This is a genomic window from Actinopolymorpha sp. NPDC004070 (assembly GCF_040610475.1).
In the GTDB taxonomy this organism is placed as follows: domain Bacteria; phylum Actinomycetota; class Actinomycetes; order Propionibacteriales; family Actinopolymorphaceae; genus Actinopolymorpha.
In genome coordinates, this window is record NZ_JBEXMJ010000003.1 from 235,428 (window position 1) to 261,259 (window position 25,832).

23 protein-coding genes are annotated in these 25,832 nt (G+C 70.7%); 22 read left to right on the forward strand and 1 reads right to left on the reverse strand.

Annotated features, from left to right (window positions below; genetic code table 11):
* Positions 1–55: 55 nt before the first annotated feature.
* From ABZV93_RS07640 to ABZV93_RS07655, 4 genes are all read left to right on the forward strand, one after another.
* Positions 56–973 carry a GNAT family N-acetyltransferase gene (locus tag ABZV93_RS07640; protein WP_354932051.1) on the forward strand — a complete coding sequence of 306 codons (918 nt, stop codon included), beginning with the start codon at positions 56–58 and terminating at the stop codon, positions 971–973.
* A 47-nt stretch (positions 974–1,020) separates the two neighbouring features.
* On the forward strand, positions 1,021–2,247 hold the full coding sequence (locus tag ABZV93_RS07645) for a DUF2207 domain-containing protein (protein ID WP_354932054.1): 1,227 nt from the start codon (positions 1,021–1,023) through the stop codon (positions 2,245–2,247).
* 192 nt (positions 2,248–2,439) lie between these two features.
* Positions 2,440–4,095 (forward strand): ABC-F family ATP-binding cassette domain-containing protein, encoded by a 1,656-nt coding sequence (locus ABZV93_RS07650; protein ID WP_354932057.1) that lies wholly within the window; start codon positions 2,440–2,442, stop codon positions 4,093–4,095.
* 69 nt (positions 4,096–4,164) lie between these two features.
* Positions 4,165–4,851 (forward strand): hemolysin III family protein, encoded by a 687-nt coding sequence (locus ABZV93_RS07655; RefSeq protein WP_354932060.1) that lies wholly within the window; start codon positions 4,165–4,167, stop codon positions 4,849–4,851.
* A 41-nt stretch (positions 4,852–4,892) separates the two neighbouring features.
* On the opposite strand, the gene ABZV93_RS07660 is transcribed toward ABZV93_RS07655, so the two are convergent.
* A complete protein-coding gene (locus ABZV93_RS07660) occupies positions 4,893–6,215 on the reverse strand; it encodes an isochorismate synthase (protein ID WP_354932063.1) in 1,323 nt (440 codons plus the stop codon).
* Between the two features lie 63 nt (positions 6,216–6,278).
* Between ABZV93_RS07660 and ABZV93_RS07665 the strand changes: the two genes are divergently transcribed.
* From ABZV93_RS07665 to nuoN, 18 genes are all read left to right on the forward strand, one after another.
* A complete protein-coding gene (locus tag ABZV93_RS07665) occupies positions 6,279–6,971 on the forward strand; it encodes a demethylmenaquinone methyltransferase (RefSeq protein WP_354932066.1) in 693 nt (230 codons plus the stop codon).
* Positions 6,972–7,176: 205 nt separating this feature from the next.
* Positions 7,177–7,404, forward strand: a complete 228-nt coding sequence (locus ABZV93_RS07670; RefSeq protein WP_354932068.1) for a DUF433 domain-containing protein — start codon at positions 7,177–7,179, stop codon at positions 7,402–7,404.
* A complete protein-coding gene (locus tag ABZV93_RS07675) occupies positions 7,401–7,769 on the forward strand; it encodes a DUF5615 family PIN-like protein (protein WP_354932071.1) in 369 nt (122 codons plus the stop codon). The genes ABZV93_RS07670 and ABZV93_RS07675 overlap by 4 nt, the downstream gene beginning before the upstream one ends.
* A gap of 321 nt (positions 7,770–8,090) precedes the next feature.
* The gene (locus ABZV93_RS07680; protein ID WP_354932074.1) at positions 8,091–9,404 is read left to right on the forward strand and encodes a geranylgeranyl reductase family protein; all 1,314 of its coding nucleotides are present in this window, start codon (positions 8,091–8,093) and stop codon (positions 9,402–9,404) included.
* A 146-nt stretch (positions 9,405–9,550) separates the two neighbouring features.
* Positions 9,551–9,910 carry an NADH-quinone oxidoreductase subunit A gene (locus ABZV93_RS07685; RefSeq protein ID WP_092652806.1) on the forward strand — a complete coding sequence of 120 codons (360 nt, stop codon included), beginning with the start codon at positions 9,551–9,553 and terminating at the stop codon, positions 9,908–9,910.
* Positions 9,911–9,956: 46 nt separating this feature from the next.
* On the forward strand, positions 9,957–10,511 hold the full coding sequence (locus ABZV93_RS07690) for an NADH-quinone oxidoreductase subunit B family protein (RefSeq protein WP_354932077.1): 555 nt from the start codon (positions 9,957–9,959) through the stop codon (positions 10,509–10,511).
* On the forward strand, positions 10,508–11,254 hold the full coding sequence (locus tag ABZV93_RS07695) for an NADH-quinone oxidoreductase subunit C (RefSeq protein WP_354932080.1): 747 nt from the start codon (positions 10,508–10,510) through the stop codon (positions 11,252–11,254). Before ABZV93_RS07690 ends, ABZV93_RS07695 begins: the two co-directional genes overlap by 4 nt.
* Positions 11,254–12,624 carry an NADH-quinone oxidoreductase subunit D gene (locus tag ABZV93_RS07700; protein ID WP_354932083.1) on the forward strand — a complete coding sequence of 457 codons (1,371 nt, stop codon included), beginning with the start codon at positions 11,254–11,256 and terminating at the stop codon, positions 12,622–12,624. Before ABZV93_RS07695 ends, ABZV93_RS07700 begins: the two co-directional genes overlap by 1 nt.
* The gene (gene nuoE / locus ABZV93_RS07705; RefSeq protein ID WP_354932086.1) at positions 12,621–13,496 is read left to right on the forward strand and encodes an NADH-quinone oxidoreductase subunit NuoE; all 876 of its coding nucleotides are present in this window, start codon (positions 12,621–12,623) and stop codon (positions 13,494–13,496) included. Before ABZV93_RS07700 ends, nuoE begins: the two co-directional genes overlap by 4 nt.
* Positions 13,493–14,815: an NADH-quinone oxidoreductase subunit NuoF gene (nuoF, locus tag ABZV93_RS07710; protein ID WP_354932089.1), complete on the forward strand. Its 1,323-nt coding sequence runs from the start codon at positions 13,493–13,495 to the stop codon at positions 14,813–14,815. The genes nuoE and nuoF overlap by 4 nt, the downstream gene beginning before the upstream one ends.
* Entirely contained in the window at positions 14,812–17,343 is a 2,532-nt protein-coding gene (locus ABZV93_RS07715) for an NADH-quinone oxidoreductase subunit G (protein ID WP_354932092.1), read from the forward strand. Before nuoF ends, ABZV93_RS07715 begins: the two co-directional genes overlap by 4 nt.
* The gene (nuoH, locus tag ABZV93_RS07720; RefSeq protein WP_354932095.1) at positions 17,340–18,764 is read left to right on the forward strand and encodes an NADH-quinone oxidoreductase subunit NuoH; all 1,425 of its coding nucleotides are present in this window, start codon (positions 17,340–17,342) and stop codon (positions 18,762–18,764) included. The genes ABZV93_RS07715 and nuoH overlap by 4 nt, the downstream gene beginning before the upstream one ends.
* Complete coding sequence (gene nuoI / locus ABZV93_RS07725; protein ID WP_354932098.1) at positions 18,757–19,356, forward strand: NADH-quinone oxidoreductase subunit NuoI; 600 nt, start codon at positions 18,757–18,759, stop codon at positions 19,354–19,356. Before nuoH ends, nuoI begins: the two co-directional genes overlap by 8 nt.
* The gene (locus tag ABZV93_RS07730; protein WP_354932101.1) at positions 19,353–20,309 is read left to right on the forward strand and encodes an NADH-quinone oxidoreductase subunit J; all 957 of its coding nucleotides are present in this window, start codon (positions 19,353–19,355) and stop codon (positions 20,307–20,309) included. The genes nuoI and ABZV93_RS07730 overlap by 4 nt, the downstream gene beginning before the upstream one ends.
* Positions 20,306–20,605, forward strand: a complete 300-nt coding sequence (nuoK, locus tag ABZV93_RS07735) for an NADH-quinone oxidoreductase subunit NuoK (protein WP_354932104.1) — start codon at positions 20,306–20,308, stop codon at positions 20,603–20,605. Before ABZV93_RS07730 ends, nuoK begins: the two co-directional genes overlap by 4 nt.
* Positions 20,606–20,687: 82 nt before the next feature.
* Positions 20,688–22,601: an NADH-quinone oxidoreductase subunit L gene (gene nuoL, locus ABZV93_RS07740; RefSeq protein ID WP_354932575.1), complete on the forward strand. Its 1,914-nt coding sequence runs from the start codon at positions 20,688–20,690 to the stop codon at positions 22,599–22,601.
* The gene (locus ABZV93_RS07745; protein WP_354932107.1) at positions 22,598–24,226 is read left to right on the forward strand and encodes an NADH-quinone oxidoreductase subunit M; all 1,629 of its coding nucleotides are present in this window, start codon (positions 22,598–22,600) and stop codon (positions 24,224–24,226) included. Before nuoL ends, ABZV93_RS07745 begins: the two co-directional genes overlap by 4 nt.
* On the forward strand, positions 24,223–25,785 hold the full coding sequence (gene nuoN / locus ABZV93_RS07750) for an NADH-quinone oxidoreductase subunit NuoN (RefSeq protein ID WP_354932110.1): 1,563 nt from the start codon (positions 24,223–24,225) through the stop codon (positions 25,783–25,785). Before ABZV93_RS07745 ends, nuoN begins: the two co-directional genes overlap by 4 nt.
* Positions 25,786–25,832: the final 47 nt, after the last annotated feature.

A 25,832-nucleotide genomic window follows, 5' to 3' on the forward strand; every position in this document is an offset into this window, starting at 1 on the left:
CCGGCGGTCTTGTAGGTCCCCCCGCGGACGGTGGTTTCGGTGGGATGATCGGCCGGTGCACGGCGAACTCACCGACGACCCGGCCGCCTTCCTGACCTCCGCCGCGGACTACTTCGCGGCGGATCCGGTGGTCAACAACGTGCTGGTCACCAACGTCACCGGCCGGGCGACCGGCGTGATCACCGATCCCGCACCGGCGACGTACCTCACGGTGCGAACCGATGCCGACGCGGCCGACGCCGGCAGGGGCGGCGGCGAGGTGGTGGCCGCCGCCATGCGGACCCCGCCGCAGCGAGTGTGGCTGTCCGCGGAGTCCGGCCCGGCCGCCGAACTGGCCGCGGAAGTCCTGGTCGGCGCCTGCCCGGACGCGGCGGGCGTGGTCGGCACCCACCCGTACGTCGCCGCCTTCGTCCGGACCTGGGAACGCCTCACCGCCGCGAAGGCCGTACCTGAGATGGCCGAGCGCCTGCACGCGCTGGACGCGGTGACGCCGCCGCCGATGGCGGTCCCCGGCGTCCTGAGACCGGCCACCGCCGCCGACCGGGACACGCTGCTGGCGTGGTGCCTCGCCTTCGAGGCGGACGCCGCGGAGGCCGCCGGCCGGCTGGTGCAGGCGCCGACGGAGGTGGAGCGGCACCGCGTGACCGAGGCGGTCGACCTGCGGCTGGCCGAAGGGCGTTCGTGGGTGTGGGACCACGACGGGCCGGTTTCGCACCTGGGTGTCACCACGCCGGTGCACGGCGTGGTCCGGATCGGCCCCGTCTACACGCCGCGCGAGCGGCGCGGGCGCGGGTACGCCAGTGCGCTGGTCGCCGCCGTCAGCCGGCACGCGCTGGAGGCCGGTGCGAAGACGTGCTCGTTGTTCACCGACCTGGCCAACCCGACCTCGAACAAGATCTACGCCGCGGTCGGCTACCGGCCGGTGCGCGACGTCACGGCCTACCGGTTCGAGCCGGTTTCCGGGCCCGAGTGAGGACGTAGGAGATGAGGACACAGGGTGTGCTGGCAGGCTGAGCGGTCATGACGACGGCGAACGGCGGCCGGAACCGGTTCCCGGTCGCGCTCCTGCTCGCCCCGCTCCTCGCGGGGCTGGTGCTGGCCGGCCTCGGACTGGCGCACCCCGCGCCCGCCCACGCGGCGGTGGCGAAGACCGCCGGGGCTGCCGAAGCAGCCAGGGCTGCCAGGGCTGGCGGAGCTGCCGGGGCTGCCGGGGCTGCCGGGGGTGACCGCATCCCGGCGTACGACCTCACCGCCCGGGTCGGCACCGACGGCTCGGTCGCCGTGCGTGAGCGGTTCACCTACGACCTGGCGGCGCCCCGGCCCACCCCGCTGAACTGGGCGGTGCCGATCCGGTTCACCTCGGCCGGCGACAGTACGGACGGCCGCGACCAGGCGACCGGCCAGGTGGTGTCGGTGCACGACCTGGCTGTACGCATGGACGGCCGTCCGGTGCGCACCTACCACGATCACCAGGCCTGGTGGTACTCCGTGTGGATCGGACCCGACGGCACCACGCCGGCCGGCCGGCACAGCTACGAGGTCCGCTACGTCCTGCGCGGACTGGTCACCGGACCGCGCGACCAGCAGGCGAGCGGATCCGGGGACTCCGGTGTGGCCCCGGCTGCCATGTGGTGGAACGCGATCAGCGCCCACGACGAGCCGATCGACCGGGTGCGGCTGACGGTGACCGCGCCCGGGACGCCGACCCGGGTGTCGTGCACGGTCGGCGGCAACACCACGCCCTGTACGTCGAGCGTCAGCGGGTCCACCGTCACCTTCACCGCCGCCGGCCTGCCGGGCAGCAGCGCGGTGACCACCTACGCCGAACTCCCCGGCGTGCACGCGGAGAACTCCACGGCGATCCTGCCGGGCGTGAAGGCGACCCTGCGCAGCAACCTCGCCGGCCCCGGCGCGATGGCAGGCCTGCCCGCCGGTGCCGTGTGGGCAGTGGCCGCGCTGGCGATGGCGGCGTTGATCGTCGGTCTGGTGCTGGTCGCCCGCCGGCCGCGCCTGCCCAGGGCGGCGGTGCGGGACAGCGGTGCTCTGGTCGCGATCGCCGGGCTGGTCCTGGCGTACTTCCTGGCGAGGTTCGACCTGGTGTGGTGGGCACTGCCGGTGGTCTGCTTCGGTGCCGCCCTGGTCGTGATGAGCCTGACCCTGCCGTCCGACGGGGCGAGCAGGCTTGCCGGCGCGTCCCGTACGGCCTCGGAGCCGAGCGGTCCCAAACCGGTTGCCCCCGCCGGGTAGGGTTGGCCCGTCCCCTCGATCCGGGAGTGATCCGACCGATGCGCAGCTGATCCGCGGACTTCGTCCGTTGTGTGGAACGCCTTCGTTCCACCCGGGAGTCCGCCGACGTTCGGCCCTCGCGCGTGCTTTCTCCGCTGAACAGCCCGCGCACCATGCCGGCCAGCCTCTGGCCACGTCGCCCCCGGAGCAGCCATGTCCGTCTCGGCTTCGTCCACCCTCGTCGTTCGCGACGTTCAGCTTCACCTCGGTCCCCAGCTCGTGCTCGGGGGCATCTCCGCCACCGTCGCACCCGGTGACCGCTACGCCGTCGTCGGGCCCAACGGCGTCGGCAAGACCACGCTGTTGCGGGTGATGCTCGGCGCGCTCGCCCCTGACCAGGGCTCGGTCGAACGCCAGCCCGCCGCGGCCACGGTCGGCCTGCTCCCGCAGGAGCGGGACGCCCGAGGGGGTGAGACGCTCGCCGGCTACCTCGGCCGGCGTACCGGTGTCACCGCGGCGGAGGCCGAGCTCACCGACGCGACCACGGCGCTGGCCGAGGGCGTGAAGGGCGCGGACGACCGGTACGCACTCGCCCTGGACCGCTACCTCGCCCTCGGTGCCGCGGACCTCGACACCCGCGCGCCCGCCGTCCTCGCCGACCTGGGCCTGCCGCCGGACCGGCTGGACGACCCGGTGCTGTCCCTGTCGGGCGGGCAGCTCGCCCGGCTGGCGCTGGCGTCGGTGCTGCTGGCGAGGTTCGACGTACTCCTGCTCGACGAACCCACCAACGACCTCGACCTGGCCGGGCTGGCCAGGCTGGAGGAGTTCCTGACCAGCCGGTCCGGTGCGCTGGTGGTGGTCTCGCACGACCGGGCGTTCCTGGAGCGGGTTGCCACCGACGTGCTGGAGATCGACGAGTTCGCCCGGCTGGGGCGGACCTACGGCGGCGGGTTCGCCTCCTACCGGGCCGAACGCGAGCGCGCGCACGCCGCCGCGCAGGAGGCGTACGACACCTACGCCTCCCAACGCGACACCCTCCTGGAACAGGCGAAACGCAAGCAGGAATGGGCTCGCTCGGGTGCCCAGCGCTCCGCCCGCAAGCCCGCCGACAACGACAAGTTCGTCCGGCACTTCCACATCCAGAAGGCGCAGGGCACCGGTGCCGGCGCGGCCCGTGCGCAGCGCGCGGCCGATCGGCTGACCGAGGTCGAGGAGCCGCGGACGCCGTGGGAGCTTCGGCTGAAGCTGGACCAGGGATCCCGCAGCGGTGCGCGGGTCGCCGGGCTCGCCGGCGTGGTCGTGCAGCGGGGGTCCTTCCGGCTGGGGCCGGTCGACCTGGACCTGCGCTACGCCGACCGGATGGTGGTGGTCGGGCCGAACGGCGCCGGCAAGTCCAGCCTGATCTCGGTCCTGCTCGGCCAGTTGGAGCCGACGGCGGGGGAGCGGTGGATCGGGCACGGCGTGGTGCTGGGGCAGATCGACCAGGTGCGCCGGGGCGTGGCCGCCGACGTCGTACTGCTGGACGCTTTCCGGCAGGCGTCCGGGCAGGACGAGACCGAGGCGCGCACTCTGCTGGCGAAGTTCGGGCTCGGCGCGGACGATGTCGTACGACAGACCGGCTCGCTCTCGCCCGGGGAGCGGACCCGCGCCGACCTGGCACTCCTCGTCGCGCGGCAGGCCAACCTGCTGGTGCTGGACGAGCCGACCAACCACCTCGACCTGCCCGCGGTCGAACAGCTGGAACAGGCGCTCGCGGACTACGACGGAACGCTCGTGCTGGCCAGCCATGACCGAAAATTGGTCGAAGCCGTCCACCCGACGCACATAGTTCACGTGCTGGACGGGCACATCAGCGTGGAACGCCCGTAAGACTAGAGTTCGTTACTCACCCGTAGCTGACCGGGACTCGATCCAACGGATCCGCACAGTGGAGGGCCCATGCACGTTCCTGACCTCGGAAACCCCGTGCAGGAGGCCGTCCACGACGTCGCCCAGACCGTCAAGCCGAAGTTGCGGGGCTGGCTGCACGCCGGGACGTTCCCACTCTCGGTGGCGGCGGGCATCGTCATCGTGATCCTGGCGCCGAGTACGGTGGCCAGGATCGCGACCGGGATCTTCGCCCTCACGGCCAGCCTGCTGTTCGGGGTGAGCGCGCTCTACCACCGCGGGACCTGGTCGCCGCGCGCGGCGGGGGTGCTGCGGCGGCTGGACCACGCCAACATCTTCCTGATCATCGCCGGCACCTACACGCCGTTCACGCTGCTGTTGCTGGACAGGCAGAACGCCAAGGTGCTGCTCGCCATCGTGTGGGGCGGCGCGCTGCTCGGGGTGGCGTTCCGGGTGCTGTGGCTGGGTGCGCCACGCTGGTTGTACGTCCCGGTGTACGTCGCGGTCGGCTGGGCGGCGGCGTTCTGGCTGCCGGACTTCTTCGCCCACGGCCGGGGCGCGGTCTTCGCGATGATCCTCACCGGCGGGCTGCTCTACTCCGCGGGCGCGATCGTGTACGCCACGAAGAAGCCGAACCCCTCGCCGCGGTGGTTCGGGTTCCACGAGGTCTTCCACGCGTTCACGGTCCTGGCGTTCATCGCCCACTACGTCGGCGTGTCACTGACCGTGTACTCCTGATCGCTCGCCAGCCGCAGCGAAAGAACGCGGGCGCCCGGGAGCTACGGCGTCTCGGTGGGGTCCGGAGTGAGCGCGTCGCGGACCGGCACCAGCTTCGCCTGGGCCTCGGCGAGTTCGGACTCGGGTACGGAGTCGGCCACGATGCCGCACCCGGCGTACAGCCGAAGCCGTCGCGGATCCTGGGTGTCCACCTGCGCGCACCGCAACGCGATGCCCCACTCGCCGTTCCCGGAGGCGTCCACCCAGCCGACCGGCCCGGCGTAGCGCCCACGGTCCATGTGTTCCAGCTCGGCGATCAGCTGCAACGCGACCGGGGTGGGGGTTCCGCACACCGCCGCGGAGGGGTGCAGCGCCGCCGCGAGCTCCAGCGAACTCGAGCCGTCCGCCAGCACGCCGGCGAGGTCGGTCGCGAGGTGCATGACGTTCGGCAGGTGGAGTACGAACGGCGACTCCGGCACGTTCATGCTCGTGCAGTGCGGCGCCAGCGCGTCCGCCACCGAGCGCACGGCGTACTCGTGCTCCTCCAGGTCCTTGCTCGACCGCGCCAGCGAGGCGGCGAGGGCAAGGTCGCGCGCGTCGTCGTTGCTGCGGCGGATCGTCCCGGCGAGCACCCGGGAGGTGACCAGGCCGTTCTCCAGCCGGACCAGCATCTCCGGCGTCGCGCCGATGAGTCCGCGCACGGCGTAGGTCCAGCACGCCGGGTAGTCGCGCGCGATCCGGGCCAGCGGCCACCGGAAGTCGACCGGCTTCTCCGCGACGGCGACCAGGTCGCGGGCCAGCACCACCTTGTCCAGGTCGCCGGCGTCGATCCGGCGTACGGCATCGGCCACGGCGCTCGCCCACTGCGCACCGGTCAGCGCCCCGTCGGCGAACACCACTCCCTGTGGCCGCTCCGGCGGGGGCGTGCCGAACAGCGCGGGCAGCGACGGCACCGTCGGCAGGGCGGGCTCGACCGCGATGGTGGTGAGCCAGCGGCGGTCGCCGCGGCGGCCGAGGACGACGCGGGGTACGACGAGGGTGGAGTGCCCGGGATCGTCGGCGAACGCGAAGGAGCCGAACCCCACCAGGCCGGTGCCGGGTTCGCCGATCTCGTCCCGTACGGCGGCGGACTCGGCCAGCTTGTCCCACCACTGCACCGCGGTCGCGAACCGGTCGGGGCCGGACACGTCCAACCGGGCCGCCTCGCCGTGTCCGACCAGCCCCTCGCCGCGCCGCACCCAGGCGGTCGCGTCCTCGGTGGGCAGGGTCTGCAGGAGATCGAGTCCGGCGTGCACGTCGGGGTCGAGCTCGGTGGTGCGTACGACCAGCCGGGGCACGTCAGGGGTCGCGAACTCGTCCGCGGGGATGGCCGATGATTCCGTCACGGCTCACCAGAGTAGGTGTCGGCCGAGGTTAAGGCGCGGGCGCGGCCGTGAGAGGTTGGACACGTGGCACGTGCATCCCTGGCAAAGCAGCCGGCCGAAGTGGCGGCGATGTTCGACGAGATCGCCGAACGTTACGACCTGGTCAACGACCTTCTGTCACTGGGGCAGGACCGCTGGTGGCGGCGGGCGGTGGTGAAGGCCGTCGACCCGCGGGTGGGCGAACGCGTCCTCGACCTCGCCGCCGGCACGGGCACCTCCAGTGAGCCGATGGAACGCGACGGCGCGTTCGTCGTTCCGTGCGACTTCTCCGTCGGAATGCTGGGCCGCGGCAAGCGGCTGCGGCCGGAGTTGCCGTTCGTCGGTGGTGACGCGCTGGCGCTGCCGTTCGCCGATGGGAGCTTCGACGCGGTCACCATGTCGTTCGGCCTGCGCAACCTGGTCGACCGGCGCGCCGGGCTGGCCGAGTTGCTGCGCGTCACCCGGCCGGGCGGGCGGGTCGTGGTGTGCGAGTTCAGCCAGCCGGTGTGGGAGCCGTTCCGCCGGGTGTACGTCGAGTACCTCATGCGCGCCGTGCCCGGAATCGCCCGCCGCGTGGCGGCCGAACCCGAGTCGTACGTCTACCTCGCCGAGACGATCCAGACCTGGCCAGGCCAGGCGGCCCTCGCCGCCGAGTTCGCCACCGCCGGGTGGGGCCGGGTGGAGTGGCGCAACCTGAGCGGCGGGATCGTCGCGCTGCACCGCGCGTACCGCCCCTGATCGGCCCTGATCAGCCCTGATCAGCCCAGACCGGGCCATGATCGAGCCCGAACGCCCCTGGCGTCCCGTACGCTCCGAAACGCCCGCTTTCCGAACCGGCCCCGCACTGCGTCGACGCATCGTCGACGCATCCCGGGCGCCACCTCTGCGACATCAGCCCGAAACTCCGGCCCGGCCGGCGCTGACCAGGCGAAGGAGCGACCAGGTGTGGGACCGGATCACGGTCGAGCCCGGCAAGATGGAGGGCCGGCCCTGCATCCGCGGACTGCGGTTCACTGTGGCCCAGCTGATCCGTCTCGCCGCGGCCGGCTGGACCCTTGAGCAGATCCAGCGGGAGTACGCCTTCGTCGAGGCGGAGGACCTGCGGCAGGCCCTGCTGTACGCCGCGGACGCCAGCGAGGTGACGACGATGGCGCTGCGGGAGTCCGCGTGAGGTTCCTCGCCGACAAGAACATCTCCGTCCGGCTGTGCGACCACCTCCGGGCGGCCGGCCACGACGCGGTCCACGTGGACCATGTCGGCCTGTACGACGCCGCCGACGCCGACCTGCTCGAGCACGCGCGCTTCGACCAGCGGATCGTCGTCTCCGCGTTCACCGACTTCGGCCTGCTGCTGGCCGCCGAGCGCGCGTTCGGCCCGTCGGTGCTGCTGACCAGGGAGATCAGCATCGCGCCGGCGGCCGTACTCGCCGACTACCTCCTCACCCACCTGGACCTCGTCGCGCACGACCTGCGGGAGGGGGCGATCGTGGCGTTCGGGACCAACGGGATCCGGGTGCGGCGCCTCCCGCTGGGCTGACGGACCGCGGGTGAGCCGGCACTGAGCAGGAGCCTGAGCGGCGGCCGACCAGCGGCCGAGCAGCGGCTGAACGGCAGGTGGGCGGCGATCTTTTGTCCGGCACCGGCCAGCAGGTTTTTGACAACCGAATCGTCGCTTAAATCCCCAGGTCAGCCCGGCCATGGGGGCTTGCGTGCGGATGGCGAGGAACCTCGTAGACTGTGACCGTCACGGACTCGTGAAGGTGTTCACAAGTTCGCACGGCAGAACACCTCGGCACCATCGCAGTACCACGCACCACCACCGCATCAGGTCCCGAATCTCTCTTCCCAGGCAAGGGCCATGAGCCGCAACAGCGCTGATCACGACGCCGACGTCATCGTCGTCGGAGCCGGTCCGGCGGGCGCTACGACCGCCTACCACCTCGCCCGCACCGGGCTCGACGTCCTGGTGCTGGAGAAGACGGCGTTCCCGCGCGAGAAGGTCTGCGGCGACGGACTCACCCCGCGCGCGGTGAAGTCGCTCGTGGCGATGGGCATCGACACCTCGGCCGAGGCCGGCTGGCTGCAGAACAAGGGCCTGCGCATCTACGGCGGCGGCATGCGGCTGGAGCTGCCCTGGCCCGACCTCGCGGAGTACCCGCCGTACGGCCTGGTCCGCAAGCGCACCGACTTCGACGAGACCCTCGCCCGCCAGGCCCAGAAGGCCGGCGCCCGGCTGGTCGAACGCACCAGCGTCACCGGCCCGGTCACCGACGAGCGCACCGGCCGGATCGTCGGCGTCACCGCCAAGGCGGTCCGTGAGGCCGGCTCCGAAGGCTCCGGTGGAGGTGCCGGCACCGAGGTCACCTACCGCGCGCCGGTGGTGATCGCGGCCGACGGAAACTCCTCCCGGCTGTCGGTCTCGGCCGGCCGGATGCGCCGCGAGAACCGCCCGATGGGCGTGGCCGTCCGTACGTACTTCGAAAGCCCCCGGCACGACGACGACTGGCTGGAGTCCTGGCTGGAGCTGTGGGACGGCAAGCCGGGCCAGAGCAACCTGCTTCCCGGCTACGGCTGGATCTTCGGCATGGGCGACGGCACCAGCAACGTCGGCCTCGGCATGCTCAACACCGCCACCGGCTTCCAGAACGCCGACTACCGCGGCCTGCTGAAGGCGTGGCTGTCGGGGATGCCGCCGGAGTGGGGCTTCGTCGACGACCGGCAGGTCGGCCCCGTCCGCGGAGCGGCACTCCCGATGGGCTTCAACCGCAAGCCCCACTACGCTTCCGGACTGATGCTGGTCGGCGACGCCGCCGGCATGGTCAACCCCTTCAACGGCGAAGGGATCGCCTACGCGATGGAGTCGGGGGAGATGGCCGCCGAGGTCGTCGCCCAGGCTCTGGCCCGCCCCGAAGGTCCCGGGCGCGAGCGGGTGCTGGAGAGTTACCCGCGGGCGCTTTCGGCGAGGTACGGCGGCTACTACACAATGGGCCGGATCTTCGTGAAGGCGATCGGAAACCCACAGGTGATGAAGATCGCCACCCGCCACGGCCTGCCACACCCGGTGCTGATGCGCTTCACGATCAAGCTGCTGGCCAACCTGACCGACCCGCGCGGAGGTGACGCCATGGACCGGCTCATCAACGCGCTCGGCAAGGTCGCCCCGGCGGCGTAGTGATCATGCGAGCTCCACACCACGTTCCACCGAGACATCCGGCCGGCCAACCGGCACGGCCGGCCGAAACCCACCGGGCGAGGGAGTCCTAGGATGACCACCCCGGGGGCCGGTACGACAACAGCCAGAAAGGGGAGCAGGTCGGCGTGAACCCCTATGTGCCGATTCTCATTCTGCTTCTGCTCGGCGGCGGCTTCGCGGTTGTCTCCGCCGTGGCCGGCTCCGTCATGGGACCGAAGCGCTACAACCGGGCCAAGGTCGAGTCGTACGAGTGTGGGATCGAACCCACCCCGCAGCCGGCCGGCGGTGGCCGCTTCCCGGTGAAGTACTACATCACCGCGATGCTGTTCATCGTCTTCGACATCGAGATCATCTTCCTCTACCCCTGGGCGGTCGCCTTCGACTCGATGGCGCTGTTCGGCCTGGTGGAGATGGTCTTGTTCATCCTGACCGTGTTCGTCGCCTACGCGTACGTCTGGCGCCGCGGGGGCCTGGAATGGGACTGAGCCGCATCCCGCACCTGGTCCGCCGTACGGAAGAGAGCTGAGAGCCATGGGCATCGAAGAGAAGCTGCCCGCCGGGGTCGCCCTGACCACGGTCGAGGGCATCGTGGGCTACTTCCGCAAGGCGTCGGTGTGGCCCGCCACGTTCGGCCTGGCCTGCTGCGCCATCGAAATGATGACCACCGGCGGTCCCCGCTACGACACCGCTCGCTGGGGCATGGAGGTCTTCCGCGCCTCGCCGCGGCAGGCCGACCTGATGATCGTGGCCGGCCGGGTGAGCCAGAAGATGGCCCCGGTGCTGCGCCAGATCTATGACCAGATGCCCGAGCCCAAGTGGGTGCTGGCGATGGGCGTGTGCGCCTCCAGCGGCGGCATGTTCAACAACTACGCGATCGTGCAGGGCGTCGACCACGTCGTCCCGGTCGACATCTACCTGCCCGGCTGCCCGCCGCGGCCGGAGATGCTGCTGGACGCGATCATCAAGCTGCACGAGAAGATCCAGGCCGGGAAGCTCGGCGTGCACAAGCGGCAGCAGCTCGAGGAGCAGGAGAGCCTCGCGCTGGAGGCCGCGCCGACCTCGCAGATGAAGGGGCTGCTCCGGTGAGCGACGAACGACGGCCTGCCGACGGGCAGCAGCCCGGCGACGCGCAGGACAACCTGCCGAGCCGCAGGGAGCCGAGCCCGCCGGAGGTGATCGGCGTACGCCGCGGTTCCTTCGGCGCGCGCGGCACCGGTGACACCTCCGGCTACGGCCGGCTGGTGCGCACGGTCGCGCTGCCCGGCGGGACCGCACCGCCCTACGGCGGCTGGTTCGACGAGCTGGCCGAGCGGCTGGACTCCGCGCTGCCCGACCACGGCGGCCCGGCGTTCGAGGAGGCGATCGAGAAGGTCGTCGTCGACCGGGGCGAGATCACGTTCCACGTCCGGCGTACGCACCTGCTGAGTGTGGTGCGCACCCTCCGCGACGACCCGGCACTGCGGTACGAGTTCTGCAGCGGGGTCTCCGGCGTGCACTACCCGGGCGACACCGGGCGCGAGCTGCACTCCGTCTACCACCTGTTGTCCATGACCCACAACCGCCGGATCCGGCTCGAGGTGAGCTGCCCCGACGCCGACCCGCACGTCCCGTCGGTCGTCGAGGTCTACCCCACCGCCGACTGGCACGAGCGCGAGACCTACGACTTCTTCGGCATCGTCTACGACGGGCACCCGGGCCTGACCCGGATCGAGATGCCCGACGACTGGCCGGGGCACCCGCAGCGCAAGGATTACCCGTTGGGCGGCATTCCCGTCGAGTACAAGGGCGCGACCATTCCGCCTCCGGACGAGCGGAGGTCATACAGCTGATGACTACGCAACAAGAGCACACCCAGCACACCCAGCACACCGGGCAGCAGGACCCGTACGCCGGCAGCCGGGACACCACCGAGGGCCAGGTCTTCACCGTCACCGGTCAGGACTGGGACTCCGTGGTGCAGGGAGCCGCGGAGGCCGACGACGAGCGCGTCGTGGTCAACATGGGCCCGCAGCACCCGTCCACGCACGGCGTCCTCCGGCTGATCCTGGAGCTGGACGGCGAGACCGTGAAGGACATGCGGTGCGGGATCGGCTATCTCCACACCGGTATCGAGAAGAACATGGAATACCGGACGTGGACGCAGGGCGTCACGTTCTGTACCCGGATGGACTATCTCTCGCCGTTCTACAACGAGGCCGCCTACGTCGGCGCGGTGGAGAAGCTCCTCGGCATCGAGGACGACATCCCCGAGCGGGCGAAGGTCCTCCGCGTCCTGATGATGGAGCTCAACCGCATCTCCTCCCACCTGGTGGCGATCGCCACCGGCGGCATGGAGATCGGCGCCCTCACCGTGATGACGATCGGTTTCCGCGAGCGGGAGAAGACGCTCGACCTGTTCGAGCTGATCACCGGCCTGCGGATGAACCACGCGTACATCCGGCCGGGTGGGGTGTCCCAGGACCTGCCCGACGGCGCCCTGGACGCCATCCGCGACTACATCGTGTGGATGCGCAAGCACCTGCCCGAGTACGCCGCGCTGTGCAACGAGAACCCCATCTTCAAGGGCCGCCTGGCCGGCAACGGCTACCTCGACCTCACCGGCTGTATGGCGCTCGGCGCCAGCGGGCCGGTGCTGCGGGCGACCGGTTACCCGTGGGACCTGCGAAAGACCCAGCCGTACTGGGGTTACGAGACCTACGACTTCGAGGTGAAGACGTGGGACACCTGTGACTCCTACGGCCGGTTCCGCATCCGGCTGGACGAGATGCACGAGAGCCTGAAGATCGTGGAGCAGTGTGTGGAACGCCTGGAGACGCCCGGCCCGGTGATGGTCGCCGACAAGAAGGTCGCCTGGCCCAGCCAGCTGGCGATCGGCTCCGACGGCCTGGGCAACTCCCTCGACCACATCAAGCACATCATGGGCGAGTCGATGGAAGCGCTCATCCACCACTTCAAGCTGGTGACCGAGGGCTTCCGGGTGCCGGCCGGCCAGGCCTACTTCGCGGTGGAGTCCCCCCGCGGCGAGCTGGCCTGCCACGCGGTGTCCGACGGTGGGACCCGGCCGTTCCGGGCCCACTTCCGCGACCCGTCCTTCGTCAACCTGCAGACCGCGGCGGCCATGTGTGAGGGCGGCATGGTGGCCGACGTCATCGTCGCGGTCGCGAGCATCGACCCCGTGATGGGTGGAGTGGACCGTTGATCACCGAGAAGACGCGTGCGGAGATGCGGGAGATCATCGCGCGCTACCCCCAGCCGCGGTCGGCGCTGCTGCCGATGCTGCACCTCGTCCAGAGCGAGGAGGGCTTCGTCAGCCCCGAGGGCATCGAGGTGTGTGCCGAGCTCCTCGACATCACCGCGGCCGAGGTCGCGGCTGTGGCGACCTTCTACACGATGTACAAGCGCCGTCCGGTCGGCGACTACCACGTCGGCGTGTGCACCAACACGCTGTGCGCGGTGATGGGCGGCGACCAGATCATGGCCGGGCTGAAGGAACACCTCGGGATCGGCAACGACGAGACCACCGAGGACGGCAAGGTCACCCTCGAACACGTCGAGTGCAACGCCGCCTGCGACTTCGCCCCCGTGGTGATGGTCAACTGGGAGTTCTTCGACAACATGACCCCCGACCGGGCCCGCAAGCTCGTCGACGACCTGAGGGCCGGCGCCGAGGTGGAGGCCGACCGGGGTGCGCGGGTGTGCACCTGGCGGCAGGCCGAGCGGGTGCTGGCCGGCTTCCCCGACGGCCGCGCGGACGAGGGTCCGTCGGCCGGTGAGGCGTCGCTGGCCGGGCTGCGGTTGGCGCACGAGCGCGGCTGGACCGCCGGCGGGAACGTCGCCACGGCCGGACCCGACCTGACCACCCGCGCGAGCACGCCGGGCGAGGCGGCCCGGACCGCGGCCGAGACCGACACGACCCGCGCCGAGAGCGAGTCGCGGGCCGCGGAGGCCGGCGTGGGCAGAGGCGGCCAGGGCCCGGGCAACCGGCCCGAGACGCCGGACAGCGGTGCGGAGAACGCCGACGCCCGCAACTCGGGCAACGGCAGCGCCGACGGTGAGAAGGGACAGCGATGACCGATCCGCTTGCGCCGGTCCTCACGGCCAACTGGGGCCGGCAGGGTTCGTGGACCATGCGTGCCTACGCCGACCAGGGCGGGTACGAAGCGCTCAAGCAGGCGTTCGGCCGCGAGCCCGAAGAGATCGTGGCCATGGTCAAGGACTCCGGCCTGCGCGGCCGCGGGGGCGCGGGCTTCCCCACCGGGATGAAGTGGGGCTTCCTGCCGCCGCTCGGTGACAAGCCGCGCTACCTCGTCGTCAACGCCGACGAGTCCGAGCCGGGCACCTGCAAGGACATCCCGCTGATGATGGCCAGCCCGCACACGCTGGTGGAGGGCGTCATCATCTCGGCGTACGCCATTCGCGCGCGGCAGGCGTTCATCTACGTCCGCGGTGAGGTGCTGCACGTCATCCGCCGGCTGCAGCAGGCGGTGCAGGAGGCCTACGCCGCGGGCTACATCGGCCGCAACATCCTCGACACCGGCTACGACCTGGACGTCGTGGTGCACGCGGGCGCGGGCGCCTACATCTGTGGTGAGGAGACCGCCCTGCTCGACTCCCTGGAGGGTCGTCGGGGTCAGCCTCGGCTGCGGCCGCCCTTCCCGGCCGTCGCGGGTCTGTACGCCTCGCCCACTGTCATCAACAACGTCGAGTCCATCGCCTCGGTTCCGGCAATCGTCGCCAACGGACCGGAATGGTTCGCCGGCATGGGGACCGAGAAGAGCAAGGGCCACGTCATCTACTCCCTGTCCGGGCACGTCGAGCGGCCGGGACAGTACGAAGGCCCGCTGGGCATCACCCTGCGCGAGCTGCTCGACCTGGCCGGCGGGATCCGCGCCGGGCACAAGCTCAAGTTCTGGACGCCGGGCGGGTCCTCCACGCCGATGCTCACCGACGAACACCTCGACGTGCCGCTCGACTACGAGGGGATGATGGGCGCCGGCAGCATGCTCGGCACCCGCGCTCTGCAGATGTTCGACGACACCACCTGCGCGGTGCGGGCGGTGCTGCGGTGGACGGAGTTCTACAAGCACGAGTCGTGCGGCAAGTGCACTCCCTGCCGGGAGGGCACCTGGTGGCTGGTGCAGATCCTCGAACGCCTGGAGCGGGGCGAGGGGAGCACCGACGACCTGGAGACGCTGCTCGACCTGTGCGACAACATCGCCGGCCGGTCGTTCTGCGCCCTGGCCGACGGAGCCGTCGCGCCGATCATGTCGTCCATCAAGTTCTTCCGCGACGATTACGTCGCGCACTTCGAACACGGCGGGTGCCCGTTCGACCCGGCCGCATCCACGTTGTTCGGGGCCGAGACTGCGACCGCAGGAGTTGGCGTATGACAGTGCAGGCGTCCGACAAGACGTCGGCCGAGGTGGAGAACCTCGTCACGCTCACCATCGACGACGTCAAGGTGAGTGTGCCGAAGGGCACCCTGGTGATCCGGGCCGCGGAGATGATCGGGGTGCAGATCCCGAGGTTCTGCGACCACCCGCTGCTGGACCCGGTGGGTGCCTGCCGGCAGTGCCTGGTCGACATCCCCGACGCGGGCAACGGCCGCGGGTTCCCCAAGCCGCAGGCGTCCTGCACGATCGAGGCCGCCGAGGGCATGGTCGTCAAGACCCAGTTGACGTCCGGTACGGCGGACAAGGCGCAGCAGGGAATCATGGAGTTCCTGCTGATCAACCACCCGCTGGACTGCCCGGTCTGCGACAAGGGCGGTGAGTGCCCGCTGCAGAACCAGGCGATGAGCAACGGCCGGCCGGAGAGCCGCTTCACCGAGGTGAAGCGCACCTACCCCAAGCCGATCAACATCTCCAGCCAGGTGCTGCTCGACCGCGAGCGCTGCGTCCTGTGCGCGCGGTGCACCCGCTTCTCCAAGCAGGTGGCCGGCGACCCGTTCATCGAGCTCCTCGAGCGCGGCGCGCTGCAGCAGGTCGGCATCTACGAGAAGGAGCCGTTCTCCAGCTACTTCTCCGGCAACACCATCCAGATCTGCCCGGTCGGCGCGCTCACCAGCGCCCAGTACCGCTTCCGCTCGCGCCCGTTCGACCTGGTGTCCACGCCGGGCACCTGCGAGCACTGCTCCAACGGCTGCTCGATCCGCACCGACCACCGGCGCGGCAAGGTCATGCGCCGGCTGGCAGGCGATGACCCCGAGGTCAACGAGGAGTGGATCTGCGACAAGGGCCGGTTCGCGTTCCGGTACGCCGCCACGACCGACCGCCTCACGCACCCGCTGGTCCGCGACGAGGACGACGGTGAGCTGCGCCCGGCGTCGTGGTCGGAGGCGTTCCGGGTGGCCGCCGAGGGGCTGGCCGCCGCTCGCGGGCGCACCGGTGTGCTGACCGGCGGCCGGGTGACGCTGGAGGACGCCTACGCGTACTCCAAGTTCGCCCGGGTCGCGCTGAACACCAACAACGTCGACTTCCGTTCCCGGCCGCACTCCCACGAGGAGGCCGACTTCCTCAGCTCCGCCGTCGCCGGCACCGGCCTCGGCGTGACCTACCGCGACCTGGAGCACGCGAGTGCGGTCCTGCTGGTCGGCCTGGAGGTCGAGGAAGAGGCGCCGATCGTCTTCCTGCGGTTGCGCAAGGCGGTCAGCAAGGGCGGCACCAAGGTCACCGCGATGGCGCCGTACACCACCTCCGGCCTGGAGAAGCTGTCCGGCTCGCTGCTGCGGGCCGCGCCCGGCACGGAGGCGGAGTTCCTGGACGCCCTCGGCGTGGCCGGCGCCGACAGCGGTCTGGACGAGGCCGGACGGGCCGCCGCCGAGGCGTTGCGCGGTGAGAACGCCGTGATCCTCGTCGGGTCCCGCCTGGCCGGGTCCTCCGGTGCACTGTCGGCCGTACTCCGGCTGGCGGAGGAGACCGGTGCCCGCCTGGCCTGGGTTCCCCGCCGGGCCGGTGAGCGCGGCGCCGTGGACGCGGGCTGCCTCCCGCACCTGCTGCCCGGTGGACGGCCGAGCTTCGACGCGGCCGCCCGGGTCGACGTGGCCGCGGCCTGGGGCGTCGGCGAGCTGCCGATCGAGCCCGGCCGGGACGCTTCGACCATGCTCACCGAGGCCGCCGAGGGCGAGCTGGGTGCGCTGGTGGTCGGCGGTGTGGAGATCGACGACCTGCCCGACCCGGCCGCCGCTCGCGCCGGGCTGGAGCGCGCCGGGTTCGTGGTCAGCCTGGAGCTGTCCCCGAGCGAGGTCACGAAGTACGCCGACGTGGTGTTCCCGGTCGCCGCGGTGGCCGAGAAGGCCGGTTCGTTCGTCGACTGGGAGGGCCGTGCCCGCCCGTTCGAGCGGGCGCTCGCGGAGAGCGGACACCAGTCCGACCTGTGGGTGCTGGCCGGCCTCGCCGACGAGCTGGACGCCCCGCTCGGTTTCACCACCGTCGAGGGCGCCCGCGCGGAGCTCGCCGAGCTGGGCGCCTGGGACGGCACCCGCGCGGTGCCGCCGCGGCTGCCCGCACCGGAGCCTGCCCAGCCGAGCGCGGGTGAGGCGGTCCTCGCGACCTGGCCCCAGCTGATCGACGACGGCGCCCTGCTGACCGGGGAGCCGTACCTCGCCGACACCGCCCGCCCGGTGCGGGCGCGCCTGTCCGCGACGACCGCGACTGCGCTGGGTGTCGTCGAGGGCGACCCGGTGGTGGTCTCCACGGCACACGGCCGGCTGCACCTGCCGGTCGAGGTGGCCGACCTGCCCGACCAGGTGGTGTGGGTCCCGACCCACTCCAAGGGCTCGCATGTGTACGACACGCTCGGCGCCGACGCCGGCGCGCTCGTGGACGTCGCCCGGGCCGAGCGGGCGCCACAGGTAGCGAACGAGTCTCCGAACGGGTCGGCCGCCGGCTCGACCGCCAGTCAGGGAGGTACGGCATGACCACCGCTGTGCTGCCACTCGCCGCCGGTGAGCTGGCGGCGTTCGGCAAGGACCCGTGGTGGATCGTCCTCATCAAGGCGGTCGGCATCACGGTGCTGCTGCTGGTGTTCACGATCTTCAACGTGTGGTTCGAGCGCAAGGTCGTGGCCCGGATGCAGCACCGCACCGGCCCCAAGGTGCACGGCCCCTTCGGTCTGCTGCAGAGCCTCGCCGACGGCGTCAAGCTGTCGCTGAAGGAGACCATCAAGCCGAAGAACGTCGACACCGTGATCTACGTCATGGCGCCGGTGATCTCCGCGGCGATGGCGTTCACGGCGTTCTCGGTCATCCCGCTCGGGCCCGAGGTGAGCATCTTCGGGCACCGCACGCCGCTGCAGCTGACCGACCTTCCGGTCGGGGTACTGCTGGTGCTCGCGGTGGCCTCGCTCGGCATCTACGGCATCGTGCTCGGCGGCTGGTCCTCCGGCTCGACGTACCCGCTGCTGGGTGGTCTTCGCTCGTCGGCGCAGATGATCTCCTACGAGGTCGCGATGGGGCTCGCGTTCGTCGCGGTGTTCCTCTACTCCGGCTCGATGTCGACCTCGGAGATCGTCGCCGCGCAGGCACACGGCAGCGCGGCGCACATCTTCGGGCTGACGATCCAGCTGCCCAGCTGGTACGCCATCGTGCTGCTCCCGTCGTTCCTCATCTACCTCGTGTCGATGGTGGGCGAGACCAACCGGGCGCCGTTCGACCTGCCGGAGGCCGAGGGTGAGCTGGTGGCGGGCTTCGCCACCGAGTACGCCTCGATGAAGTACCTCCTGTTCTTCCTCGCCGAGTACGTCAACATGGTGACGGTCTCCGCCCTGGCCACCACGCTGTTCCTCGGCGGCTGGCGGGCTCCGTGGCCGCTGTCGCTGTGGTCGGGCGCCAACGAGGGCTGGCTGCCGTTCGTGTGGTTCATCGGCAAGGTGCTCGTCTTCATGTTCGTGTTCATCTGGCTGCGGGGGACCCTGCCGCGGCTCCGCTACGACCAGTTCATGCGGCTGGGCTGGAAGTTCCTGATCCCGATCGCGCTGGTGTGGACGGTCTTCGTGGCGACCGCCCGGGCCACCCTGAGCGCGGGGTACCAGCGTCAGTTCTTCTACGGCATCGGGGCGGTCATCCTCGTGGTCCTGGCCCTGTCCTTCGTCTACGACGCGAGGGCGGCCCGCAAGGAGCAGGCGGAGGAGGCCGCGAGGGAGGAAGCGGACCGGGCGGAGTTCGACCCGTTCGTCGGTGGATACCCTGTCCCGCCGATGCCCGGACAGAAGGTGCCCGGTCTGCAACCCGCCGCAGTGGCGGTGTCCGCCGCCGCGGGCGCCCGTGAGACCGGGGCAGGCGGTTCGGGCACCGCCGGCCGATCGACAGACAGCGCAGGCCAGGAGGACTCCCGTGGCTAGTCTCAAGCAGCAGCTCTGGGACCCGATCGCAGGGTTCGGGGTGACCTTCACGACGATGTTCCGGAAGGTCTTCACCGAGCAGTACCCCTTCGAGAAGAAGCCCACCGCGCCGCGGTTCCACGGCCGGCACCAGCTCAACCGCCACCCGGACGGGCTGGAGAAGTGCGTCGGCTGTGAGCTGTGCGCGTGGGCCTGCCCGGCCGACGCGATCTACGTCGAGGGCGCGGACAACACCGAGGGCGAGCGGTTCTCGCCCGGTGAGCGGTACGGCCGCGTCTACCAGATCAACTACCTGCGCTGCATCCTCTGCGGGCTGTGCATCGAGGCGTGCCCCACCCGGGCGCTCACGATGACCAACGAGTACGAGCTCGCCGACGACAACCGCGCGGACCTGATCTACGAGAAGAAGGACCTGCTCGCGCCGCTCCTGCCCGGCATGGAGGAGCCGCCGCACGAGATGCGGCTCGGTGACGACGAGAAGGACTACTACATGGGCGCCGGTCTGCCCGGCTGGTCCCGCCGGGGCGGGTCTGAAACAGGCACGAACGGCGCGAACGGCACGAACGTGGAGAGCGAGGCAGCGCACTCATGACCGCGACCTTCTGGGTGCTGGCACCGATCGCGGTGCTCGCCGCCCTGGGCATGGTGCTCGCCCGGAAGGCGGTGCACAGCGCGTTGCTTCTGGCGGCGGTGATGATGTGCCTCGCCATCATGTACGCCAGCCTGGACGCGCCCTTCCTGTTCGCCGTCCAGGTGATCGTCTACACCGGCGCCATCCTGATGCTGTTCCTCTTCGTCCTGATGCTGGTCGGCGTCGACGCGTCGGACTCGGTGGTGGAGACACTGCGCGGTCAGCGGTGGATGGCGATCGGCGGTGCCCTGCTGTTCGGCATCCTGATCCTGGTCGCGCTCGGCCAGGTCACCCTGGGCAAGCCGGTCGGCCTGGCCGCGGCCACGCCGGACGGCAACGTCCCGGGCCTCGCGTCGCTGCTGTTCTCCAAGTACGTCTTCGCGTTCGAGGTCACCAGCGCCCTGCTGATCACCGCCGCCGTCGGCGCGATGATCCTCGCCCACCGCGAGCGGCTCACCGAGAAGGTGACCCAGAAGCAGTTGGCCGAGCAGCGGTTCCGGGCGTACGCCGACCAGGGCCGCCACCCCGGTCAGCACCCGGCTCCCGGCACGTTCGCCCGGCACAACGCGGTCGACACCCCGGCGCTTCTGCCCGACGGGACCGCGGCGGAGTCCTCGGTCTCCCGGGTGCTCATCGCCCGGGGCACGGTCCGCGACCCCGAGCGCTACGCCAACCAGGTGCCCGGCCTCGAGCCGTACACCGGCAAGCCGCAGCCCCGTGCGACCCGCGGTGCCGACGGCCGCCCGGCCGACGGCACGGCCGCCGCGGCGAACGGCACCGACTACGTGGGCTCGGCGCACAACGGCTCCGGCACCGGCCGCGACGCGGCCGGCAACGGCACGGCCGGCTCCCACGAGGGCGGTTCTCCCGAAGGCGGTTCCTCCCGTGGCGGCAACAACGGAGGTGACGCATGACCGCCGGTCCCTACATCGTGCTGTCGGCGCTGCTGTTCACGGTCGGTGCGCTCGGTGTGCTCGTACGCCGCAACGCGATCGTCGTGTTCATGTGCGTCGAGCTGATGCTGAACGCCGGCAACCTGGCGTTCGTGGCCTTCGCCCGCCAGGTCGGCAACCTCGACGGGCAGGTCGTGGCGTTCTTCGTGATGGTGGTGGCGGCGGCCGAGGTCGTCGTCGGTCTGGCGATCCTGATGACCATCTTCCGGACCCGTCGCTCGGCCTCGGTCGACGACGCGAGCCTGCTGAAGTTCTGATGCGGCCGACACCTGATGCCAGCCCCAATCGGCCCGTTCTGATCCGAGAGGCGAGACCCACGTGACCACCCCTGTGAGCGCCCTGGCGCTGGCCGGCGAGCAAGCGGCCCACGCGAGCGGCGTCTTCTCGCTGCTGTGGCTGATCGTCGCCATCCCGGCGGTCTCGGCAGCGGTGATCCTGCTTTCGGGACGCGCCGGCAACGCCTGGGGACATCTCCTCGGCTGCGCGGCACCGATCGCGTCGTTCGTGCTCGGCGCGATCATGTTCTTCTCCATGGTCGGCCGCGGCCCGGAGGACCGGGCGGTGGCCCAGCAGCTCTACACGTACATCCCGCTGCCTGGCTACCACGTCGAGGCGGGGCTGCTGCTGGACCAGCTGTCGGTGTGCTTCGTGCTGCTGATCACCGGTGTCGGCAGCATCATCCACATCTACTCCCTCGGCTACATGGCCCACGACGAGCGGCGGAAGAGGTTCTTCGGATACCTCAACCTGTTCGTCTCGGCGATGCTGCTGCTGGTGCTGGCCAACGACTTCCTCGTGGTCTTCATCGGCTGGGAGGGTGTCGGCCTCGCGTCGTACCTCCTGATCGGCTTCTGGCAGCACAAGCACTCCGCGGCCACGGCGGCGAAGAAGGCGTTCGTCGTCAACCGCGTCGGTGACGTCGGCCTGTCGCTGGCGGTGATGCTGATGCTGGCGACGTTCGGCACCTCCTCCTTCGCCGGTGTCTTCTCCCACGTGGGTGCTGCCGGGACCGGCATCGCCACCGCGCTGGGGTTCTTGCTCCTGCTCGGTGCGTGCGGTAAGTCCGCGCAGTTCCCGCTGCAGTCCTGGCTGCTGGACGCGATGGAGGGCCCGACCCCGGTGTCGGCGCTGATCCACGCGGCGACGATGGTGACCGCGGGGGTCTACCTCGTCACCCGCTCCAACGCGATCTTCGACCAGGCGCCGGTCGCCCAGACCGCGGTGGTGACCGTCGGCACGATCACGCTGCTGATGGGTGCGATCATCGGTTGCGCCAAGGACGACATCAAGAAGGTGCTGGCCGGCTCCACCATGAGCCAGATCGGCTACATGATGCTGGCCGCCGGGCTCGGGCCGGTGGGGTACGCCTTCGCGATCTTCCACCTGCTGACGCACGGGTTCTTCAAGGCCGACATGTTCCTCGGCGCCGGCTCGGTGATGCACGGCATGAACGACGAGGTCAACATGCGCCGGTACGGCGCGCTGCGCAAGGTCATGCCGATCACCTTCGGCACGTTCTTCGTGGGCTACCTCGCGATCATCGGCATCCCGCCGTTCGCCGGGTTCTTCAGCAAGGACAAGATCATCGAGGTGGCGTTCGCCTCGAACTTCTGGATCGGCCTGTGCGCACTGCTCGGCGCCGGCGTGACCGCGTTCTACATGACCCGGCTGGTGTACATGACGTTCCTCGGTCACAAGCGCTGGCCCAAGGACGCGCACCCGCACGAGTCGCCGTTGGTGATGACCGTCCCGCTGATCCTGCTGGCGTTCCTCAGCCTCGTGGGAGGTGCCGGCCTGGCCTACGTCGGCGGCGGCATCGTCAAGTGGCTGGAGCCGGTGGTCGGTGAGAAGGAAGCACACCTGCCCTTCCCGCTGATCCTGCTGACCATCGTCACCCTGCTGGTGGTGCTGCTCGGCATCGCGGTCGCCTGGCTGTTCGTGGCGCGCCGGGAGGTGCCGACCGTCGCACCGACCAAGGTGTCGCCGATCACCACCGCGGCGCGCCGGGACCTGTACGGCGACGCCTTCAACGAGGTCGTCCTCATGCGTCCCGGTCAGGAGGTGACCCGCGGGCTGGTCGGCTTCGACAACCGCGGGGTCGACGGCGTGGTCAACGGCCTCGCCGCCTTCTTCGGTGGCGTGTCCGGCCGGGTCCGGCGGGTCCAGACCGGCTTCGTCCGTTCGTACGCACTCGTCATGATCGGGGGCGCCGCCCTCGTCGTCGTGTCCATGCTGTTGGTGAGGCTGTCGTGAACAACTTCCCTTGGCTGACCGTCATCGGCGTGCTCCCCGCCGTCGGGGCGCTCGTGGTGGCGCTGCTCCCGAAGGGGCGCGACCTGCTGGCGAAGCAGACCGCGCTCGCCTTCTCCACGGTCGCGCTCGTGCTCGCCGTGGTGATGGCGGTGCGGTTCGACCCGGCGCGCTCGAGCGGGGGTCGGTTCCAGTTCGCCGAGCAGCACAGCTGGATCCCGCAGTTCGGCGTCCACTACGCCCTCGGCCTGGACGGCATCGGCCTGGTGCTGTTCCTGCTCACCGCGCTGCTCACGCCGGTGGTGATCCTGGCGTCGTGGAACGACGCGGACGCACCGGCCCGGGCGGCGGGCGCGGCGGTCGACGCGACCGGTCAGCCCACCGACGCGGACAAGTCGGATCAGCAGCAGCGGCAGGGCGGGGTGAAGACGTTCTTCGCGCTGATGCTGGCGCTGGAGACGCTGGCACTCGGGGTGTTCGCGGCCACCGACGTGTTCTTGTTCTACGTGCTGTTCGAGGCCACGCTGATCCCGATCTACTTCCTGATCGGCCGGTTCGGCGGCCCGCGCCGCAGCTACGCCGCGGTGAAGTTCCTGATCTACAGCCTTGTCGGCGGTCTGCTCATGCTGGCCTCGGTGGTCGGCCTGTACGCCCTGTCGGCGTCGCAGAGCAAGGGCAACCCGTCGTTCCTGCTGCACTCGCTGACCGAGCTGAACATCGACCCGGCCACCCAGAAGTGGCTGTTCGCCGGCTTCTTCATCGCGTTCGCGATCAAGGCGCCGATGTGGCCGGTGCACACCTGGCTGCCCGACGCCGCCCGGGAGGCGACCCCCGGCACCTCGGTGCTGCTGGTGTCGATCCTGGACAAGATCGGCACGTTCGGGATGATCCGGCTGTGCCTCCAGCTGTTCCCGGAGGCCTCGCAGTGGGCCACCCCGGCGATCATCGTGCTGGCCGTGATCAGCGTGATCTACGGCGCGGTCCTCGCGATCGGGCAGCGGGACATCAAGACGGTGATCGCCTACAGCTCGGTCTCCCACTTCGGTGTGATCGTGCTCGGCATCTTCGCGATGACCAGCCAGGGCCAGACCGGCGCGACGCTCTACATGCTCAACCACGGGTTGTCCACGGCGGCGCTGTTCCTGGTCGGCGGCTACCTCATCAGCCGGCGCGGCTCGTCGCGGATCGCCGACTTCGGCGGGGTGGACAAGGTGGCGCCGGTGCTGTCCGGCACGTTCCTGTTCGCCGCCCTGTCCGGGCTCGCGCTGCCCGGGCTGGCGCCGTTCGTCAGTGAGTTCCTGGCGCTGGCGGGCACGTTCAAGCGGTACGAGGTGGCGGCGATCATCGCCACCTGCAGCATCATCCTGGCTGCGCTGTACATGCTGATCCTCTTCCAGCGCACGATGACCGGCCCGACCGCCGCGGCGGTGGCGAAGATGCCCGACCTGCGTGGCCGGGAGAAACTCGCGATCGCTCCGCTGGTCGTCCTGATCATCGCGCTCGGGGTGTTCCCCAAGCCGGCGCTCGATGTCATCTCACCCGCCGTCGACGCGACGATGAAGCGGGTCGGTGTCACCGATCCGGCACCCAAGGTCCCCGTCACGGCTCCTTCGGAAGGTACGAAGTGACTCCGATCATCCTGGCCCAGGAGTTCAAGAGCCCGACGATCGAGTACGCCAAGATCGCGCCGCTGCTCATCATCTTCGGCGTGGCGATCGTCGGCGTTCTCATCGAGGCGTTCCTTCCACGCCGGCTGCGCTACCCCGCCCAGGTGACGGTGACACTGCTCGCCCTGGTCGCCGCGCTGGCGACGACCATCGGGCTGGCCGGCACGTCGCAGGTGGCCGCCGAGGGTGCGGTCGCGGTCGACGGCTTCACGCTGTTCCTGTGGGGCACAGTGCTGGTGATGGCGATCATCTCGGTGCTGCTGCTGGCCGAGCGTGCCGTCGACGGCGGCGTGACCGCGTTCGCCGCGCAGGCCTCGGCGCTGCCCGGGACGGAGGCCGAGCGGGAGTCGCTGGGCCGCCGGCTGGAGCAGACCGAGGTGTTCCCGCTCTTCCTGTTCGCGGTCAGCGGCATGCTGTTGTTCCCGGCCGCCAACGACCTGTTGACGATGTTCGTCGCGCTCGAGGTGCTGTCGCTGCCGCTGTACCTGCTGTGCGGGCTGGCCCGCCGGCGCCGGCTGCTGTCGCAGGAAGCCGCGATGAAGTACTTCCTGCTCGGCGCGTTCGCCTCGGCGTTCTTCCTCTACGGCATGGCCATGCTGTACGGCTTCGCCGGCACGATCAGCTTCGCCGGCATCGCCACCGCGGTGGGCGCCAAGGTCGGCACCGACGGCCTGCTGCTCGCCGGCACCGCGCTCGTCGCGGTGGGGCTGTTGTTCAAGATCGGCGCGGCGCCGTTCCACATGTGGACGCCGGACGTCTACCAGGGCGCGCCGACGGCGATCACCGCGTTCATGGCGGCCTGCACCAAGATCGCCGCGTTCGGTGCCCTGCTGCGGCTGTTCTACGTCGCTCTCGGTGCCGCCCGCTGGGACTGGCAGCCGATGATCTGGGTGGTCGCCATCCTCACCATGGCGGTCGGCGCAGTGCTGGCCCTCACCCAGACGGACATCAAGCGGATGCTGGCGTACTCCTCGATCGCCCACGCCGGCTTCCTGCTGGTCGGGTTCGTCGGGGTGCGCGAGGCGATCTCGGCCAACCTGTCCGGCGTGCTCTTCTACCTCGCCGCGTACGGCTTCGCCACGATCGGCGCGTTCGGCCTGGTGACCCTGGTCCGCGACGCGAGCGGCGAGGCGACGCACCTCTCCCGCTGGGCCGGGCTCGGCCGGCGGTCCCCGCTGCTGGCCGGTGCTATGGCGCTGTTCCTGCTCGCGTTCGCCGGGATCCCGCTGACCAGCGGTTTCATGGGTAAGTGGGCAGTGTTCAGCGCTGCGTGGCAGGGTGGTGCGTGGCCGCTGGTCGTGATCGGCGTGCTGGCCAGCGTCGTGGCCGCGTTCTTCTACGTCCGGGTGATCGTGGTGATGTTCTTCTCCGCGCCGGCCGCCGAGGGGCCGACCATCGCGGTGCCCAGCATCTTCACGTCCGTGGCGGTGGCGGTCGGTGTCGCGGCCACGGTCGTGCTCGGCCTGCTGCCCGGCCCGCTGCTGGACCTCGCGGCGCGTGCCGCCCACCTGGTGGGCTGAGCACCGCGCCGACCCGCTCTGCCTGGAGCAGTGCGACACCCGGAGGG

What these genes read in the sequence shown, in the direction of transcription:
- ABZV93_RS07650 (WP_354932057.1), top strand. Translation starts at nt 2,440, where the DNA reads ATGTCCGTCTCGGCTTCGTCCACCCTCGTCGTTCGCGACGTTCAGCTT.
- ABZV93_RS07730 (WP_354932101.1), top strand. Translation starts at nt 19,353, where the DNA reads ATGACCGCGACCTTCTGGGTGCTGGCACCGATCGCGGTGCTCGCCGCC.
- ABZV93_RS07655 (WP_354932060.1), top strand. Translation starts at nt 4,165, where the DNA reads ATGCACGTTCCTGACCTCGGAAACCCCGTGCAGGAGGCCGTCCACGAC.
- ABZV93_RS07700 (WP_354932083.1), top strand. Translation starts at nt 11,254, where the DNA reads ATGACTACGCAACAAGAGCACACCCAGCACACCCAGCACACCGGGCAG.
- ABZV93_RS07645 (WP_354932054.1), top strand. Translation starts at nt 1,021, where the DNA reads ATGACGACGGCGAACGGCGGCCGGAACCGGTTCCCGGTCGCGCTCCTG.
- ABZV93_RS07680 (WP_354932074.1), top strand. Translation starts at nt 8,091, where the DNA reads ATGAGCCGCAACAGCGCTGATCACGACGCCGACGTCATCGTCGTCGGA.
- ABZV93_RS07715 (WP_354932092.1), top strand. Translation starts at nt 14,812, where the DNA reads ATGACAGTGCAGGCGTCCGACAAGACGTCGGCCGAGGTGGAGAACCTC.
- ABZV93_RS07690 (WP_354932077.1), top strand. Translation starts at nt 9,957, where the DNA reads ATGGGCATCGAAGAGAAGCTGCCCGCCGGGGTCGCCCTGACCACGGTC.
- nuoF (WP_354932089.1), top strand. Translation starts at nt 13,493, where the DNA reads ATGACCGATCCGCTTGCGCCGGTCCTCACGGCCAACTGGGGCCGGCAG.
- nuoK (WP_354932104.1), top strand. Translation starts at nt 20,306, where the DNA reads ATGACCGCCGGTCCCTACATCGTGCTGTCGGCGCTGCTGTTCACGGTC.
- nuoH (WP_354932095.1), top strand. Translation starts at nt 17,340, where the DNA reads ATGACCACCGCTGTGCTGCCACTCGCCGCCGGTGAGCTGGCGGCGTTC.